This is a genomic window from Nonomuraea glycinis (assembly GCF_014646515.1).
Taxonomy (GTDB): domain Bacteria; phylum Actinomycetota; class Actinomycetes; order Streptosporangiales; family Streptosporangiaceae; genus Nonomuraea; species Nonomuraea glycinis.
This window is the reverse complement of sequence record NZ_BMNK01000006.1, coordinates 63,974-81,155: the sequence shown is the minus strand read 5'-3', so window position 1 is coordinate 81,155 and position 17,182 is coordinate 63,974. Positions and strand designations below refer to the sequence as shown.

Annotated in this window: 13 protein-coding genes; all 13 read right to left on the bottom strand. The window is 72.3% G+C overall.

Features of this window, described 5'->3' with window-relative positions; all coding sequences use genetic code 11:
* Window positions 1-109 precede the first annotated feature (109 nt).
* The gene (ftsZ, locus tag IEY87_RS18655; protein ID WP_189139967.1) at window positions 110-1,591 is read right to left on the bottom strand and encodes a cell division protein FtsZ; all 1,482 of its coding nucleotides are present in this window, start codon (window positions 1,589-1,591) and stop codon (window positions 110-112) included.
* Between the two features lie 429 nt (window positions 1,592-2,020).
* On the bottom strand, window positions 2,021-2,659 hold the full coding sequence (locus tag IEY87_RS18650) for a cell division protein FtsQ/DivIB (RefSeq protein ID WP_229699355.1): 639 nt from the start codon (window positions 2,657-2,659) through the stop codon (window positions 2,021-2,023).
* Between the two features lie 238 nt (window positions 2,660-2,897).
* A complete protein-coding gene (gene murC, locus IEY87_RS18645; RefSeq protein ID WP_189139966.1) occupies window positions 2,898-4,307 on the bottom strand; it encodes a UDP-N-acetylmuramate--L-alanine ligase in 1,410 nt (469 codons plus the stop codon).
* A complete protein-coding gene (gene murG, locus IEY87_RS18640; protein ID WP_189139965.1) occupies window positions 4,304-5,377 on the bottom strand; it encodes an undecaprenyldiphospho-muramoylpentapeptide beta-N-acetylglucosaminyltransferase in 1,074 nt (357 codons plus the stop codon). The genes murC and murG overlap by 4 nt, the downstream gene beginning before the upstream one ends.
* Before the next feature lie 12 nt (window positions 5,378-5,389).
* Complete coding sequence (ftsW, locus tag IEY87_RS18635; protein WP_189139964.1) at window positions 5,390-6,676, bottom strand: putative lipid II flippase FtsW; 1,287 nt, start codon at window positions 6,674-6,676, stop codon at window positions 5,390-5,392.
* The gene (murD, locus tag IEY87_RS18630; RefSeq protein ID WP_189139963.1) at window positions 6,673-8,037 is read right to left on the bottom strand and encodes a UDP-N-acetylmuramoyl-L-alanine--D-glutamate ligase; all 1,365 of its coding nucleotides are present in this window, start codon (window positions 8,035-8,037) and stop codon (window positions 6,673-6,675) included. The genes ftsW and murD overlap by 4 nt, the downstream gene beginning before the upstream one ends.
* Window positions 8,034-9,092 carry a phospho-N-acetylmuramoyl-pentapeptide-transferase gene (gene mraY / locus IEY87_RS18625; RefSeq protein ID WP_189139962.1) on the bottom strand — a complete coding sequence of 353 codons (1,059 nt, stop codon included), beginning with the start codon at window positions 9,090-9,092 and terminating at the stop codon, window positions 8,034-8,036. The genes murD and mraY overlap by 4 nt, the downstream gene beginning before the upstream one ends.
* On the bottom strand, window positions 9,089-10,516 hold the full coding sequence (locus IEY87_RS18620; protein ID WP_189139961.1) for a UDP-N-acetylmuramoyl-tripeptide--D-alanyl-D-alanine ligase: 1,428 nt from the start codon (window positions 10,514-10,516) through the stop codon (window positions 9,089-9,091). Before IEY87_RS18620 ends, mraY begins: the two co-directional genes overlap by 4 nt.
* Complete coding sequence (locus IEY87_RS18615; RefSeq protein ID WP_189139960.1) at window positions 10,513-12,045, bottom strand: UDP-N-acetylmuramoyl-L-alanyl-D-glutamate--2,6-diaminopimelate ligase; 1,533 nt, start codon at window positions 12,043-12,045, stop codon at window positions 10,513-10,515. The genes IEY87_RS18620 and IEY87_RS18615 overlap by 4 nt, the downstream gene beginning before the upstream one ends.
* A gap of 40 nt (window positions 12,046-12,085) precedes the next feature.
* Window positions 12,086-13,816, bottom strand: coding sequence for a penicillin-binding transpeptidase domain-containing protein (locus IEY87_RS18610; RefSeq protein ID WP_504822938.1), 1,731 nt, complete (start codon window positions 13,814-13,816; stop codon window positions 12,086-12,088).
* Window positions 13,817-14,958: 1,142 nt separating this feature from the next.
* On the bottom strand, window positions 14,959-15,486 hold the full coding sequence (gene ftsL / locus IEY87_RS18605; protein ID WP_189139958.1) for a cell division protein FtsL: 528 nt from the start codon (window positions 15,484-15,486) through the stop codon (window positions 14,959-14,961).
* The gene (gene rsmH, locus IEY87_RS18600; RefSeq protein ID WP_189139957.1) at window positions 15,470-16,441 is read right to left on the bottom strand and encodes a 16S rRNA (cytosine(1402)-N(4))-methyltransferase RsmH; all 972 of its coding nucleotides are present in this window, start codon (window positions 16,439-16,441) and stop codon (window positions 15,470-15,472) included. Before rsmH ends, ftsL begins: the two co-directional genes overlap by 17 nt.
* Window positions 16,442-16,657: 216 nt before the next feature.
* Window positions 16,658-17,089, bottom strand: coding sequence for a division/cell wall cluster transcriptional repressor MraZ (gene mraZ, locus IEY87_RS18595; RefSeq protein ID WP_189139956.1), 432 nt, complete (start codon window positions 17,087-17,089; stop codon window positions 16,658-16,660).
* Window positions 17,090-17,182: the final 93 nt, after the last annotated feature.

Below are 17,182 nucleotides of genomic sequence, written 5' to 3'. Positions count from 1 at the left end.
GCCGTACGCGCACCGCCCCTCGCGATGCCGTACGCGCACCGCATCGCCCCGGTGACACAGCGGCGCCGCTCCCCATGTGTGCTGGAAGGAGCGGCGGGGGCCGGTCGGGCTACTTGAGGAAGTCGGGGACGTCCAATTCCTCCTCCTGCTCCTCGAAGACCACCGGGCGACGTTTGGCGGGCTCCGACATGCGGGAGGTGATGGGCGTGGGCGGATTGGTGGGCTCGGGCGTGGGCCGCGGGATCGAGACGGGGGCCGAGGGCTCCTCGTGCTCGTCCCCGGCCGCCGACTCGCGCTCCGTCCGCTCCGGCGGACGCACCGGCTCAGGTCGCGGCTCGGGACGCGGCTCGGGACGGGCCTCGATCCTGGCCTCGGGACGCGGCTCGGGCCTGAACTCGGAGCGCGGCTCCGGCCGGAACTCCGGACGCGGCTCGGGCCTGAACTCCGGACGAGGCTCCTGGCGGGGCTCGGGCCTGAACTCGACGCGCGGCTCAGGACGGGGGTCGAGGCGCGGCTCGGGACGGGAGGCGGGCTCGGGCCGGACACCCGCCGAGGGCGCGCCGGCCCGGGGCGGGGCCGCCAGCGGCGGCGCCTGGGCCGCGGTGGGACGGCTCTGCGGGCGCGGCAGCGCCTTGTCCGGGGGCGCGATGTCGTCGAAGCCGGCGGCGATCACGGTGACCCGCACCTCGTCGCCGAGCGCGTCGTCGATGACCGTGCCGAAGATGATGTTGGCGTCGGGCGCCGCCGCCATCGACACCAGCTGGGCGGCCTCGTTGATCTCGAACAGGCCGAGGTCGGAGCCGCCGGCGATCGACAGCAGCACGCCGTGCGCGCCGTCGATGCTGGCCTCCAGCAGCGGGCTGGAGACAGCCATCTCCGCCGCGGCCACCGAACGGTCGTCGCCGCGCGCGTGGCCGATGCCCATCAGCGCCGAACCGGCGCCGGACATGACCGACTTGACGTCGGCGAAGTCCAGGTTGATCAGACCCGGCGTGGTGATCAGATCGGTGATGCCCTGCACACCGGAGAGCAGCACCTGGTCGGCGGCCTTGAACGCGTCGAGCACGCTCACCTGCCGGTCGGAGATCGACAGCAGCCGGTCGTTGGGGATCACGATGAGGGTGTCGACCTCGTCGCGCAGCGTCTCGATGCCCGCGTCGGCCTGCGAGGCCCTGCGGCGGCCCTCGAAGCTGAACGGCCGGGTGACGACTCCTATCGTGAGCGCCCCCAGGGAGCGAGCGATGTTGGCCACCACGGGCGCGCCGCCCGTGCCGGTGCCACCACCCTCGCCCGCCGTGACGAAGACCATGTCGGCCCCCTTGAGGACCTCCTCGATCTCCTCACGGTGGTCCTCGGCCGCCTTGCGCCCCACATCGGGGTTGGCGCCCGCTCCAAGTCCACGCGTGAGCTCGCGGCCCACGTCCAGTTTGACGTCGGCGTCACTCATCAGCAGCGCCTGGGCGTCGGTGTTTATCGCGATGAACTCGACGCCCTTGAGTCCCTCCTCGATCATCCGGTTGACGGCGTTCACTCCGCCGCCGCCGATGCCGACGACCTTGATGACCGCGAGGTAGTTCTGCGGTGCTGCCACGACGAGGGGCCTTTCCGCTCGTTGACTTGCCATTTCGGTGCGGATCGTCTCCGCGTCTTTTCAGTTCGGGTAACTCTCAACCTCAAGTTGAGATTTAGATTTATGTCAACCTGAGGATTGATACGGACAGTAGGAGTTACGCTCCGCGCGGGTCAACTAACCGCGCCGCAAGCACGTCCGGCGTGTCGCGGGCTGTCCGATTCGCTCAGCCGTCACGCCTGGTCGGGGCACTCCCGTGCCGTAAACCCGATCTACAGGTTCTCACGCCGGGACGCACGCCTCGGCCAGGCGCGAGCCTGTTCCCGGTCTGGAGTTGCCGCGCCGGAGGCCAAAGATCTATGTTTCGCGGCCCGCATATCCCCGGCGCCGCGCCACTTCCCCCGGACGGCCCCACCGGAATAGTGATCATGGCCGGGTACGTGAAATAGATCACTTGAGTGTGATCACGTCCGGCGAGCTCACGTCGTAGACCTCGGCCTTGCGCCGCAGCATGCTCGTCAGGATCCGCGCCTTGTCCTCGGGCCGGTCCACGCCGCCCCAGACGATGGTCCTGCCGTCCGACAGCGTCAGCGTCACGTCCTCGGCCGTCGTGGCGCTCACCTGCCGCACCCGCCCGCCGATCTCGCCGGGCAGCGACCCGATCACCCGCAGAGCCGCCATCGTCGCCGGGTCCCCCGCCCCCGGCCGGGCCACCTTGAGCACCGGCACCAGAGGCGGCGCCACATCCACCACCTCGATCGCGACGCCGAGCTTGTCGAGCAGCGCCGCCCGGCCGCCGGCGGCCACCTGCGCCACGGGCTCGCGCTCGACGATCTCGATCTTCAGCGTCCCCGGCCACACCCGGTCGACCTTCACGCTGGCCACCTGCCGGATCGACTGGACCCTGGCCTGAACATCGGTCAGGTCGACGGTCGCCAGCGGATGCAGCTCCGGGACCCCGGCGGTCTCTCTGATCTTCTCAGCGGGCAATGTGACATTTCCCACGATCTCCACAGATCGCACGCCCAGCACCGGCGAGAAGAACACCAGCCACGCCGCCGTCCCCACGACGCCCGCGGTCAGCAGCACCAGGAAAACCGTCCGAGCCCTCATCATCCTCCAGCATCGCCGTGCCCACAGAACCTACGCCGCCGCCCGCACGTACACCTCACGCCACGCCACGGGCCGCCCTTCCCGGTCACCAGGGCCACCCCCGGCCGCCGTACGGAGCCGAAGCCGTACAGGGAGACAGCCGACGGCCGGTCGGTGGCCGAGCGCCGTCACGGCGCTCGGCCGCCCCGTGCCAGGGCCGCCGGCGGCGAGCGGGTCAGGGGGACAGCCGGGCCACGATCTGCGGGCCCAGCTCGGTCACGTCGCCCGCGCCCATGGTGAGCACGATGTCGCCCGCGCGGGCCCGGGAGGCCACCAGCTCCGGCACCGTGGCCCGGTCCGGCGCGTAGGCCACCTGCTCGTCGGGCAGCGGCACCCGGGAGGCCACCAGCGCACCCGAGACGCCCGGCTCCGGATCCTCGCGCGCGCCGTAGACGTCCAGCACGATCGCCTCGTCCGCCAGCCCCAGCGCGGTGCCGAACTCGTCGGCGAAGAACCGGGTGCGCGAGTAGAGGTGCGGCTGGAAGACCGCGATGACCCGGCCGTGACCGGAGTAGGAGGCGACCACGTCACGCGCGGCCCTGAGGTCGGCGGCCAGCTCGGTCGGGTGGTGGGCGTAGCTGTCGAACACGGCCACGCCGCCCGCCTCGCCCTTGGCCTCGAAGCGCCGCTTGGCGCCGGTGAAGGCCGACAGCCCGTCCCTGATCTCCTCGAACGGCAGCCCGAGCTCGTCGGCCACGGCGATGACCGAGGTGGCGTTGAGCGCGTTGTGCGCCCCGGGAACGGACAGCCGCACCTCCCCCGAGCAGGCGCCGGGGCCTTCGACGGTGAAGACGGTGCCGAACCCGTCGGGCCGGACGCCGCTGATCCGGTAGTCGCCCTCGGTGCCGTACGTCATGACTCTCAGCCCGCGCTCGCGCGCCACGGCGGCCAGCTCGGCCGAGCCCGGGTCGTCGGAGCAGGCGATGAGCAGCGAGCCGACCCGCTCGGCGAAGCGGGCGAAGCTGTCGTGCACGGCTCGCGGGTCGCCGTAGTTGTCCAGGTGGTCGGCCTCGACGTTGGTCACCACGGCGATGTCGGGCGCCAGCATCAGGAACGAGCCGTCGCTCTCGTCGGCCTCGGCCACGAACACCCGGCCGGAGCCCTCGTCAGCGCCGAGCCCGGTGGTGACGAGCTGGCCGCCCACGCAGTAGGAGGGGTCGGACCCGCACTTCTGCAGGGCGACGGTCAGCATCGAGGTGACGGTGGTCTTGCCGTGGGTGCCGGCGATGGCGACGGCGGTGCGCCCGGCCATGACGGAGGCGAGCGCGGCGGCCCTCGGGATGACCCGCAGCTGCTGCTTGAGCGCCTCGCCCAGCTCGGGGTTGGAGTCGCGGATGGCGGTGGAGACCACCACGGTGTCGACGTCCCTGATGTGGGAGGCGGCGTGCCCGATGTGCACGGTGGCGCCCAGCTCGCGCAGCTCGCCCACCAGGTCGCTGCTGCGGGCGTCGCTGCCGGACACGCGGACGCCGCGCTTGAGCAGGATGCGCGCGATGCCCGACATCCCCGCACCGCCGATGCCGATGAAGTGCACCCGCCCCAGCTCTTCGGCGGCGACGGGATCGACCAGCTTGACGAGGCTCATCGGGCTATCTCCAACACTTTCCTGGCGAGTATGAGGTCCGCGTCCTTCCTCCCCAGTCTGGAGGCCGCCTCCGACATCGCGGCGACTCTCTCCGGGTCATGGAGGATGGGCAGCACGTTGTGGATGATCCAATCAGATGACAGCTGCGCGTCGTCGACCAGGAGGCCGCCGTGGCCCGCGGCCACGCGCTCGGCGTTGACGCGCTGCTCGCCGTTGCCGTGCGGGAGCGGCACGTAGGCGGCGGGCAGGCCGACGGCGGTGAGCTCGGCGCAGGTGAGCGCGCCGCTGCGGCACAGCGCCAGGTCGGCGGCGGCGTAGGCGAGATCCATGCGATCCACGTACGGCAGCAGGACGTACTGCGGGTCGCCGGGCGGCGGCTCGCGCTCGACGGTGTTCTTGGGGCCGATCACGTGCAGCACCTGGACGCCGGCGGCGCGCAGCGCGGGGGCGGCGGCGAGGGCCGCCTCGTTGATCGATCTGGCCCCCTGGGAGCCGCCGAACACCAGCAGCGTGGGCCGGTCGGTCTGCAGCCCGAACCAGGAGCGGGCCTTGTCGCCCATGGACAGCCGGGCGAGGTCGACGATCTCGCGGCGCAACGGGGTGCCGATGTATTCGGCCTTGCCCGTGGGGTCGGGGAAACCGGTGAAGACGTGCTCGGTGAGCCTGGAGCCCAGCCGGTTGGCCAGGCCGGGGCGGGGATTGGCCTCGTGCACGACGATCGGCAGGCCGCGCCGCTTGGCCGCGAGGTAGGCGGGGGTGGCGACGTAGCCGCCGAAGCCGACGAGGATGTCGGCCTGCACCCGGTCGAAGACCGCCGCCATGGCGTTGACCGCCCCGGCCAGCCGGCCGGGCACGGTCAGCAGCTGCGGGGTGATCGCCCTGGGCAGCGGCACCGCCGGGACCAGCTCCAGCTCATAACCCCTGGCGGGGACGAGACGTGTCTCCAGGCCGCGCTCGGTGCCCACGCAGGTGATGCCGATGCGTGGGTCGAGGCGGCGCAGCGCGTCGGCCAGGGCGAGAGCGGGCTCGATATGCCCGGCCGTCCCGCCACCGGCGAGGACCACCCTCATGTCGGTCACTCCCTAACGTCTGTCTCGGCCTCTGGTCGTGCCCCCCAGGCCAAGCCAGCTTAGAGCCCGGACGGCGGGTCCGGGGCCACGGGCGGCCAGAGCCTCGCGCGCACCCGGCTCACGTTTGGCGAACGACAGCAGCATGCCCAGTGCGGCGAGTGTCGGCAGCAGCGCCGACCCGCCGTAGGAGACCAGCGGCAGCGGGATCCCGGTGATCGGCAGCACGCCCAGCACCGCGCCCATGTTGACGACGCCCTGACCGGCGATCCAGGCCACGATCGCGGCCGACACCAGCCGGATGAACGCGTCGTTGACCCGCGAGGCCACCCGCAACCCGGCATAGCCGAGCAGGCCGAACAGCGCCACCACCATCAGCGTGCCCATCAGCCCCAGCTCCTCGCCGAGGATGGCGAAGATGAAGTCGCTCTCACCGTGCGGCAGCCAGTCCCACTTCTGCCTGCTGCTGCCGAGCCCGAGTCCGAACCAGCCGCCTGAGCCCATCGCGATCTGCCCCTGCACGGCCTGGTAGCCGGCGCCCTGGGCGTCGGCCCACGGGTCGAGGAAGGCGCCGACCCGGGCCATCCGGTACGGCTCCACCCGGATCATGATGATGGCGGCGAGCACGGCCAGCGACAGGATGCCGCCGAACAACTTGACCGGCGCCCCCACCACCCATAGCAGCGCCAGGAAGATCATGAGCAGCACCATGGTGGTGCCCAGGTCGCGGCCGAGCATGACCATGACGGCCAGGATCACGGTGCCGGGCATCAGCGGGATGAGCATGTGCCGCCACTCGATCCGCCCGGCGCGGGCCCGGCGGGCCAGCAGGTCCGCCCCCCACAGGGCCAGGCCCAGCTTGGCCGGCTCCGACGGCTGGAAGGTGAACGGCCCGATGTAGATCCACCGCTGCGCGCCCAGCTCCGACGAGCCGACGAACAGCACCAGGACCAGCGCGATGATCGACAACGCCATGAGCGGGTAGCCGGCCCAGCGGAAGAACTTGTACGGCAGCCGCGTGCACAACCACATGATCGGCAGGCTGACCGCCGCCGACAGCGACTGCTTGATGAACCAGTAGAACGGGTTGCCGGTCTCCTGCATCGCCTCGATGCTGGAGGCCGACAGCACCATCATGAGCCCGAGCGCCAGCAGCAGCGCACTGCAGCCGATGATCAGGTAGTAGGTGGTCAGCGGCTTGTCGAGCAGTTCCTTCAGCGTGGCGAGCCGCTCGCGGGCCCAGCTCGACGGCGCTTCGGCCGCGGTCGGCCGGGCGCGCGGCTCCTCGGTCGTCGCGCTCACGTCGCCGCCTTGAGAGCGTGGACGGCACGCGCGAAGGCCTCCCCTCGCGCGGGGTAGTTGGCGAACATGTCCAGCGACGCGCCGGCCGGAGAGAGCAGCACGGTGTCTCCAGGGGAAGCGAGCCGGGAGGCTTCGGTGACGACACGGTCCATCACCCCAGTGTCTTGCCCACTGATGTCCACGACGGGGACATTCGGCGCGTGTCGCGCCAGAGCTTCGGCGATCCGGCCGCGATCCACGCCGAGCAGCACCGCCCCGCGCAGCCGGCCGGCCGCCATCCTGACGACCTCGTCCACGTCCGCGCCCTTGAGCTGTCCGCCGGCCACCCACACGATCGACGGGTAGGACGACAGCGCGGCCGCGGCGGCGTGCGGGTTGGTGGCCTTGGAGTCGTCGACGTAGTCGACCTCGCCCACCCGGTCCACGTGCGCCATCCGGTGCGGGTCCGGCACGAAGTCCCGCAGGCCCTGGCGTACGGCCTCGGCGGGGACGTCGAGCGAGCGGGCCAGCGCGGCGGCGGCGAGCGCGTTGGCGACGTTGTGCGGCGCGAGCGGGCGCACGTCGGCCAGCGTGGCGAGCTCCTCGGCGGTCTCGGCGGGATCGGCCACGAAGGCCCGGTCGACGAGCAGGTCCTCCACCACGCCCACCTGCCCGGCCCTGGGCGAGCGCAGCGTGAAGCCCACCGCGCGCGGGTAGGGCGCCGCCAGGCGGACGGCCTCGGGGTCGTCGGCGTTGTGGATGACGGTCCCGGCACGCTCGAAGATGCGGCCCTTGGCCGCGGCGTACTCCGCCATCGACCCGTGCCAGTCGAGATGGTCCGGCGCCACGTTGAGGACCGCCGCGGCGTGCGGGGCCAGCGTGCTGGACCAGTGGAGCTGGAAGCTCGACAACTCGACGGCGAGCACGTCGTACGGCTCCCGCACGGCCTCGATGACGGGCACGCCCACGTTGCCGACGGCCACCGCCTTACGCCCGGCGGCCAGCAGGATGGCGGTGAGCATGCGCACCACGGTCGTCTTGCCGTTGGTGCCGGTCAGGGCGAGCCAGGGGGCCGCCTGGGCGGGCCGCAGCCGCCAGGCCAGCTCGACCTCGCCCATCACCTCCACGCCCGCCGCGCCGGCGGCGGCGATCAGCGGGTGGTGCGGAGCCCAGCCGGTGCTGACCAGCCGGGTAGCGCCGTCGGGCAGCTCCAGCGGCCCGAAGCGGACCTCGACGCCGCGCCCGGACAGCTCGGCGGCCGCGGCGAGCTGGCGTTCGCCCGGCGTCGACTCCACGACCACGACCCGCTCGCCCCGCTCGGCCAGCACCCTGGCCACCGCCCGGCCGGAGACACCGAGCCCGGCGACGCAGGTGAGGGTCATGGCCGCGGCATCCATTCGACGTAGAACAGGCCGAGCCCGAGCGCCGCGCAGAGCATCGCGATGAGCCAGAAGCGGACCACGATCGTGGTCTCCGCCCAGCCCTTGAGCTCGAAGTGGTGCTGCAGCGGCGCCATCCTGAACACCCGTTTGCCGGTCATCTTGAAGGACCCGACCTGGATGATCACCGACAGCGTGATGATCACGCACAGGCCGGCCAGGATGATGAGCAGCAGCTGGGTGCGGGTGGTGAAGGCCAGGCCGGCCAGCACGCCGCCGAGGGCGAGCGACCCGGTGTCACCCATGAAGATCTTGGCGGGGGGCGCGTTCCACCACAGGAAGCCGATCAGCGCGCCGAGCACGGCTGCGGCCACCACGGCCAGGTCGAGCGGGTCGCGCACCCAGTAGCAGTTGGGGCCGAGCTGGTCGATGCAGTTGTTGCGCAGCTGCCAGTTGCCGATCAGCACGTAGGCGCCGAGCACCACGCCGGTGGCGCCGCTGGCCAGGCCGTCGAGGCCGTCGGTGAGGTTCACCGCGTTGGAGAAGCCGACGATCATGATGAGCACCCAGATGGTGAACCCCACCAGGCCGATCGACGGGCCGAAGTCGCGCAGGAAGGACAGGCGGGTCTCGGCGGGCGTGATGTCGTAGATGTTCGGCTGCTGGGTCACCAGCACGGCGAAGATCGCGCCCACGATGAGCTGGCCGAGCGCCTTGGCGCCGCTGCGCAGGCCGAGGCTGCGCTGCTTGTAGATCTTGATGAAGTCGTCGAGGAAACCGACGGCGCCGAGCCCGGTCATCAGGAACAGCACCAGCAGCCCGGAGACGGTCGGCGCCTCCAGCGAGGCCAGGTGGGAGGCGCCGTAGGCCAGCAGCGAGGCCAGCACGATCACGGTGCCGCCCATGGTGGGCGTGCCCCGCTTGCCGTGGTGGCCCGACGGGCCCTCCTCCCGGATCTCCTGGCCGTAGCCACGCCGGGAGAACAGCCGGATGGCCAGCGGGGTCCCCAGCATCGACAGGATCAACCCCACCGCGCCGGCGATGATGATGTTGGTCACTGGGCGACACCTCCGAGCAGCAGCTCGGCCGTCCGCTCCAGGCCCATGGCCCGCGGTCCCTTGATCAGCACGACGTCGCCCGGCCGCAGCCACGGGGCCATCTCGGCGGCGGCCGTCTGGGCGTCGGGCAGGTGCACGATGTGCGTGGCGGGCGAGGGATGGCCGGGCTGCGCGGCCTGCTGGGCGGCCTGCCGGGCCGCCGCGTGGGCGCCTTCGAGCATCGGGCCGGCGTCGGGGCCGGTGACGATCAGGCCCGCCAGGCCGCTGCCGCCCGCCAGGCGGCCGACCTCGGCGTTGAGCGCGGGGCTCTCCTCGCCGAGCTCGCGCAGCGCCGCGATCACCGCGAAGCGGCGGCGGCCCCGGCCGAGCATGCCGAGCGCGTCGAACGCCGCCCGCATCGAGTCGGGGTTGGCGTTGTAGGCGTCGTTGATGATCGTGACGCCGTCGGGGCGGTCGGTGACCTCCATCCGCCATCGGCTGCGCGGCTCGGCCTGCGACAGCTCGGCGGCAATGGTGGCGACCGGGAGGCCGAGCTCGTACCCCGCGGCGGCGGCGGCCAGCGCGTTGTCCACCGCGTGCGCGCCGTACAGCTTGAGTCGCACGGGGGCGGCGCCCGACGGGGTGCGCAGCGTGAACGAGGCGCGCCCGCGCTCGTCCATGGTGAGCTCCTCGGCGCGGATGGCGGCCTCCTCGGTGCGGCCGAAGTAGGTGACGCGGGCGTCGGTGCGCGAGGCCATCGCGCGCACCTGCGGGTCGTCGTGGTTGAGCACGGCGACGCCGGTCCGCGGCAGCGCCTCGACGAGCTCGCCCTTGGCCTTGGCGATGGCCTCCTTGCCGCCGAACACGCCGAGGTGCGCGGTGCCGACGTTGAGCACCACGCCGATCTCGGGCGGCGCGATGCGGGCCAGCGCGGCGATGTTGCCGATGGTCCGGGCGCTCAGCTCCAGCACCAGATAGCGGGTGTCGGCGTCGGCCTTGAGCACCGTCAGCGGGTGGCCGATCTCGTTGTTGTAGTTGCCCGCGGGGGCGATGGTCGGCCCGATCCTGGCGGTCAGCAGCGCCAGCAGGTCTTTGGTGGTCGTCTTGCCCGCCGAGCCCGTCACACCAATCACGGTCGCCTTCGGCAGCGCGGCGGCCTGCGAGGTCGCCAGCTCGGCCAGCGCGGCCGTGGTGTCCGGCACGATGATGGTGGGCACCTCGACCGGCCTGCTGGCCAGCACCGCGACGGCACCCGCCCGGACGGCCTGGGCCGCGAAGTCGTGCCCGTCGGACCGCGCGCCCTTGAAGGCGACGAACAGCGATCCCGGTTCGGCGTCCCGCGAGTCGATCACGACGGGGCCCCGCACCACCGCGCGGGGGTCTGCCATGCCCGACAGGGCGCCCGAGGTTATCTCGGCGATCCTGGCCAGAGGCAACGGGATCATTCGTGCTTCCTGCTTTCCTTGCGTGCGTCGATCGCGGCGGCGACCACCTCCCTGTCGTCGAAGGGGATCACCTCGCCTGAAACGTACTGGCCCTGCTCGTGGCCCTTGCCTGCCACGACTATCACGTCACCGCGCCCGGCCCGGCCGACCGCCAGGTCGATGGCCGCCGCGCGGTCGGGCTCAATGATCACATGAGCGCGGGAGTGCCGGGGAACGCGAAGGGCCCCTTCCATCATCGCGGCCAGGATGCCCAGCGGATCCTCCGAGCGAGGATTGTCGCTCGTGAAGATCGCGACGTCCGCCAGGCCGGCCGCGGCCTCGCCCATCAGCGGCCGCTTGCCCTTGTCACGGTCGCCGCCGCAGCCGAGCACCACGGTGAGCGTGCCCGTGGTGACCTGGCGCAGCGAGCGCAGCACCGACTCCACGGCGGCGGGCTTGTGAGAGTAGTCGACGACGGCCTGGAAGTCGTCGCCCGCGCCGGTCACCCGCTCCATCCGGCCCGGCACCCCGATGAGCGTGCCGACGCCGTGCACGGCGCTCTGCAGCGGCACCCCGGCCTCGACCAGCGTGACGATCGCGCCGAGCGCGTTGGCGACGTTGAACGGGCCGGGCAGCGAGATCTGCGCGTCCGCCTCGACCCCGCCGGGGCCCACCACCCTGAAGGCGCTGCCGTCGGCGCCCAGCCGGACGTCGAGCGCGCGCCACTCCGCCTCCGGCGAGCCGAGCGCGGAGAAGGTGGTCATCGGCACCTTGGCCAGGCGGAGCAGCTCCCGGCCGTAGGGATCGTCGAGGTTGGTCACGCCCACGCGGCTCAGCTCCGGCTGGAACAGCCTCGCCTTCGTCGTGAAGTAGTCGTCGAGGTCCCGGTGGAAGTCGAGATGGTCCTGCGACAGGTTGGTGAACAGCGCCACGTCGTAGCAGATGCCGTCCACCCGGCCCATCGCGAGTGCGTGGCTGGAGACCTCCATGGCCGCCGCGGTGACGCCGCGCTCGCGCATGAGGGCGTACAGGCCGTGCAGCTCCGGCGCCTCGGGGGTGGTGAGCCTGGGCTCGAAGCACAGGTCGGCGGCGCGCAGCTCGACGCCGCCGACCAGCCCGGTCGTGTGACCGCCGGCCCGCAGCCCGGCCTCCAGCAGGTAGGTGGTGGTGGACTTGCCGCTGGTGCCCGTGACACCGATGATCATGATGTCGGCGGTCGGCCGGCCGTACACCCAGGAGGCGACCTGGCCGAGCACAGCGCGCGGATCGGACACGATGAGCACCGGCAGCCCGGTGGCGGCGGCCGCCTCCCGGCCGGCCGGGTCGGTCAGCACCGCCACGGCACCGCCCGCCATGGCCTCGGCCGAGAAGTCCGCGCCGTGGGCGCTGGCGCCGCGCACGGCGACGTAGAGGTCTCCGCGCCGCACCTGGCGGGAGTCGATGGCGACCCCGGTCAGCGCGGCATGGGGCGAGCGCGCGGTGCCGGAGTCGGCATCGAGCATGCTCGCCAGCCCGGTCAGCGGGCGGGGCGGATTGGTCGTTGGACGCATAGACGACGGGGGACGCACGGCGGCAGCGTACCCTCCCTGGTCACTGTCCCGCGCGCGTCCGCACCGCGGACACCGGCGAGCCTGTGGGAGGAATCTTCCTGCTCTTGATGGCGAACGTCATCACATCCTTGAACACCGGGGCGGCGAGCTGCCCCCCGAAGTGGCCGTTCTTGGGGTTCTGCAGCACCGACAGCACGACCAACCGGGGCGCTTCCGCGGGCGTGAAGCCCACGAACGAGGCGGTGTAGCCGTCGTAGCGGCCGAGTTCGGCATCGTAGCGGTTCGCGGTGCCGGTCTTACCGGCCACACGATAGCCGGGGATGGCCGCCAGCTCGCCGGTGCCCTCCTCGCCGACCGCCTCCTCCAGCATCGCGGTGATCTCCTTGGCCGTCTTGTCGCTGATCACCCGGGTCTGGACGCCGGGCTTGGCGGGGACGAACCGGCCGGAGTCGTCGGTGCTGCCCGCCACGATCTGCGGCTCGATCTTCACGCCGCCGTTGGCGATCGTCTGGTAGACGCTGGCCATCTGCAGCGCGGTGACCGACACGCCCTGACCGTAGGCGACCGTGCAGCTCTGGCTGCCCGACCATTTCTTGTAGTCGGGCAGCAGGCCGGCCTCCGCGCCCGGCACGCCGCCTCCCGGTCTGGCGCCGAAGCCGAATTTCTTCAGCATCTCGTAAAGACCCTGGCTGCCGACCTTGCGCGCGGCCATGACGGTGGCGACGTTGCTGGACTGGGCCACCGCCTGGCGGAAGGTCAGGTCCTCCGGCGGGTGCGGATGGGCGTCACGCAGCACCCGGTCGGCGCACTGGATGTTGTCCTTCACGTGGAACACCGAGTCCGGCCCGACCACCCCGGCCTCCAGTGCGGCGGCGGCGGTGATCACCTTGTTGGTGCTGCCCGGCTCGAAGACGTCGGCGGCCGCCCGGTTGACGTAGTGGGACTCGGGGGCCTTGCGCCAGTTGTTCAGGTCGAGCTCGGGGGCGTTGGCCATCGCGATGACCTGCGCCGTGCGCACGTCCATGACGATGACGGTGCCGCTGCTCGCCCCTGACTTGCGCGTCTGCTCGGCGATCACGCGCTGGGCGGCCCACTGGATGTCGCGATCGATCGTCAGCCGTACGTCGCGGCCGTCGACCGGCGGGGTGCGCTGGGTGGCGGTCATCGGGATACGCTGCCCGTCGCGGCCCGTCTCCATGCGCAGCTCGCCGTCCTGCCCGGCCAGCACGGAGTTCCGGACCAGCTCCATGCCGGCCAGGCCGTTCTTCTCGTCGCCGACGAACCCGATCAGGCTGCCCGCCAGGTCACCCGCCGGATAGGCGCGGCGGTAGGTCCTGGTCTCGGTGAGCGAGGGGATGGGCTCCTTGAGCAGGGTGTCCGCCACGGTCGGCGCCACCCCTCCGGCCAGAAGCTGGTAGCGGGTGTCGACGCGGGCCAGCTTGGCCGCCATCTCCTGCTCGGGCCTGCCCAGATGGCGGGCCAGCAGCGCCGCCACCTTGGCCCGGGCGGCCTCCGGGACCTTGGTCGGGTCGATGGCGATGTCGCGCGCCTCGACGGTGACGGCCAGCGCGTGGCCGTCGACGTCGGTGATGGCGCCGCGCTTGGCGGGCACCTTCTCCGTGTGCTGGCGCTGGTCGACGGCCGCGGCCTCGTAGACCTTGGAGTCCAGGCCCTGCATCTGGATCAGCCGGCCGGCGAAGATCGACAGGATGAAGGTCATGCCGATGAGGCCGAGGTTGATCCGCCTGCGCGGGTTGCCCAGCCTCAGGATCAGCGGCGGCCTCGGTGGCGCCGGCGGCCTGCGGGGCCTCCTCGGTGGCGGCCCGTCCCCGCCGCCTGGCGGGCGCGCCCGTCCTGCCGCGTCCGGACGTGCCGAAGGGGTACGGCGAAGCGGCCCGTCGTCCTCCCGGCCACGGCCGCGCGGCCCTTCGGCCCTGTCACGAGCACCTGCCCCGGCACCCGCCCGAGCACTCGGGCGAGCACCCGGACGCGCCCCACCGGAACCGTCCGGGCGAGCACCGCTGGGGCTTCGGCCCCGGATGCCGTCGCCAACGGGGCCGTCCGAGCGGGCACCGCCGGAACTTCGACCACGGATGCCATCGCCAACGGGGCCGTCCGAGCGGGCACCGCCGGAACTTCGACCACGGATGCCATCGCCGACAGGGCCGTCCGAGCGGGCGCCGCCGGAACTTCGGCCCCGGGTGGCGTCGGTGGCGGAGCGTCCGCCGGTGGCCGGGCGCCGGGGGGTGCCGCCCCGGACGCTCGGCCGGTCATCGTCCTGCGGCCCCCGTCCACGCGAGCGCCCCGCGTCATCCCCGGCACGGCCACGTGACCCGTCCCCGCCGTCCTGCCGGAACCGCGCCCGGGAACGGTCCTCGTCGCGCCCGGCCTCGCGGCCCCGGCCGGACCGGCCACGGGGGGCGTCGTCCGCCGCCGGGCCCACGCCACCGCGCGGCGCCTTCCCGCTCTTGCGTGGAGCGTCGCCCTCGTCCGGCCCTGACCTGCCACGGGAGGGCTCGTCGTCCCGGCCGCGCGCGGACTCCCCGCCCTTGCCGGACCGTCCGCGCGCGGAATCGGCGTCACCGCCGGCGCGGTCCCTTCGGGCCCGGCCGCGCGGGCCTTCGGAAGAGTCCTGCGAGGGACGGCCACGGGGGCTGTCGGAAGGGTCCTGCGGGGGACGGCCACGGGGGCCGTCGTCACGTCCGAAGGGCAGGTCGAAGGGGTCCGGCTCCTTGCGCGGCTCGTCCGGCGGGCCGTCCGGCGCCGCCGGTCGGCCCGCCCCCTCCGAACGGGCGGAGCCGCCCTGGCGACCGGCCCGTCCCGGGCCACCCGGCGTACGACGAGCGGCGCCAGGCCCTCCCTGAGAGCCGGCGCCGCCACGACCGGGACCTTGACCCCTGCCGCTCGAATTGCTCACCGCCCCTGGACCGCCTGGCCGGTCTCGGTGGAACCGGTGGTGTAGGGGTTGACGCTGTCCAGGGACTGCTTCATGCCGAGATCCTCGGCCTGCTCGGCGATCACGTCGGGCTGCTTGCGCTGCTCGATCTCACGCTGAAGCTGCTCGTTCTGCTGACGCGCGGTGGAGATCTCGTCCACCAGCCGGGAGGCGGCGATGGAGTCCCTGGCCAGCACGGTGTTGAGCAGCAGCAGGCTCACCAGGCCACCGCACAGCAGCCCCACGACCAGCAGCACGAACGGGGCACGCTGCCGCCGCGCCGGGCGCCGCTGGACGGCGGGGCGCGGACCCTGGGCCGCCGGCCGGCCGCGCGACGGGCCGGACTCGGGCCGCGGCCGCCGCCGGTCGGTCTCGGGGCGGGGCTGGGGCACGGGCTTGGCCGGGTGCGGTGCTTCGGGCCTGCGCTGGCCGGTCTTGGGCACGATGCCGCGCGCGGGCGCCTTCGGCGGCGCCTGCCTGCTCTCCTGCTCAGTCCTGGTCGTCAACACGGATCCTCTCTGCGGCCCTCATCCGGGCCGAAGCCGCCCGCGGGTTGCGGGCCAGCTCTTCTTCACTCGGGAGCTCCGCTCCCCTCGTCAGGAGGCGGAACCGCGGCTGATGAGCCGGCAGGGGGACGGGCAGCCCGGGCGGGCTGGTGTCCTTGGTTCGCGCCGTGAGGATCTGCTTGGTCAGCCGATCCTCCAGGGAGTGGTAGGAGAGCACGACGGCTCGCCCACCGAGCGCCAGCGCGTCGAGTGCCGCGGGCAGCGCCGCCTCCAGGGCGGACAGCTCGGCGTTCACTTCGATGCGCAGCGCCTGAAACGTACGTTTGGCTGGGTTTCCCCCGGTGCGCCGGGTCGCGGCTGGAATCGCCTGCCTGACGATGTCAGCAAGCCGCTTAGTCGACGTTATGGGGTCCTTCGCCCGTTCCTTGATGATCAGGCTCGCGACACGCGGGGCGAACCGCTCCTCGCCGTAGTCGCGCAGGATGCGCACCAGTTGGGCGGCGGAGTAGGTGTTGACCACCACCTCGGCGGTCAGCTCCTGGTCGGTGTCCATCCGCATGTCGAGCGGCGCGTCGTAGGAGTAGGCGAATCCCCGCTCACCCTCGTCGAGCTGGGGCGAGGAGACGCCGAGGTCGAACAGCGCCCCGTCGATCGTCTCGCGGCCCGCGCGGGCGAGCACCTCCTCCAGCTCGTCGGAGGAGGCATGGACCAGCGTGGTCCGCTCGGCGTAGGGCGCGAGCCGGCGCGTGGAGAACTCGATCGCGAAAGGGTCGCGGTCGATGCCGATCAGGTGCAGTGCCGGATGCGCGGCCAGCAGGGCCTCCGAGTGGCCGCCGAGGCCGAGGTTGGCGTCCACGACGACCGGGGCGTCCCCGGCCAGCGCCGGTGCCAGCAGCTCCAGAACGCGCTCGAGCATGACCGGAACGTGACCGCTCTTACCAGCGTCGTCGTCCATCTCCAACCCCCTCTCGCGTCCTGGCTCGCGGTTGACGCGGCCGGTCGACCCGTCGGTCCTGCTGGGTCCCCACCCGGTGCCGTCCGGCCAGGTCCCCATCCGCACCCTCTTCGTGGATGCCCGTCATCTGACACCGGGGAAGGTGCATCAGTTGACCGGCAGTGGTTGCGGGTGGAGACCTCGCCGAACGACGACTCCGACGGCTCGACCGTGGCTTCACAGAATCCCTGGCAGCACCTCCTCCGACAGGTCGGCGAAAGCCTGCTCCTGTGCGCTGAGATAGGTGTCCCAGGCTTGCGCGTCCCAGATCTCCAGCCGGGTGTTGGCCCCTATGACGACGCAGTCACGCTGCAGTCCCGCATAATGCCGCAGGCCCTGCGGGATCGTGATGCGCCCCTGCTTGTCCGGTTTTTCGTCGGATGCGCTGGCGAAGAAGACACGGCTGTAGTCGCGCACCGCCTTGGCGGTGACCGGGGCGGTGCTGAGAGCCTCGGTAATGCGCTGGAACTCCTCCACTGGAAAGACGTAGAGGCATCGCTCCTGGCCTTTGGTGATCACAAGACCCTCCGCCAGCTCCTCACGGTACTTAGCCGGCAGGAACAGCCGTCCCTTGTCGTCCAGACGCGGTTGATGGGTGCCGAGGAACATCGGCCCCACCTCCCGTGCCTCGTGAAGCGCTCAGCGCTGGCGCACCGGGCCCTCCACTGCGCACCACCATACTCCACTTCTCCCCACCGTCAA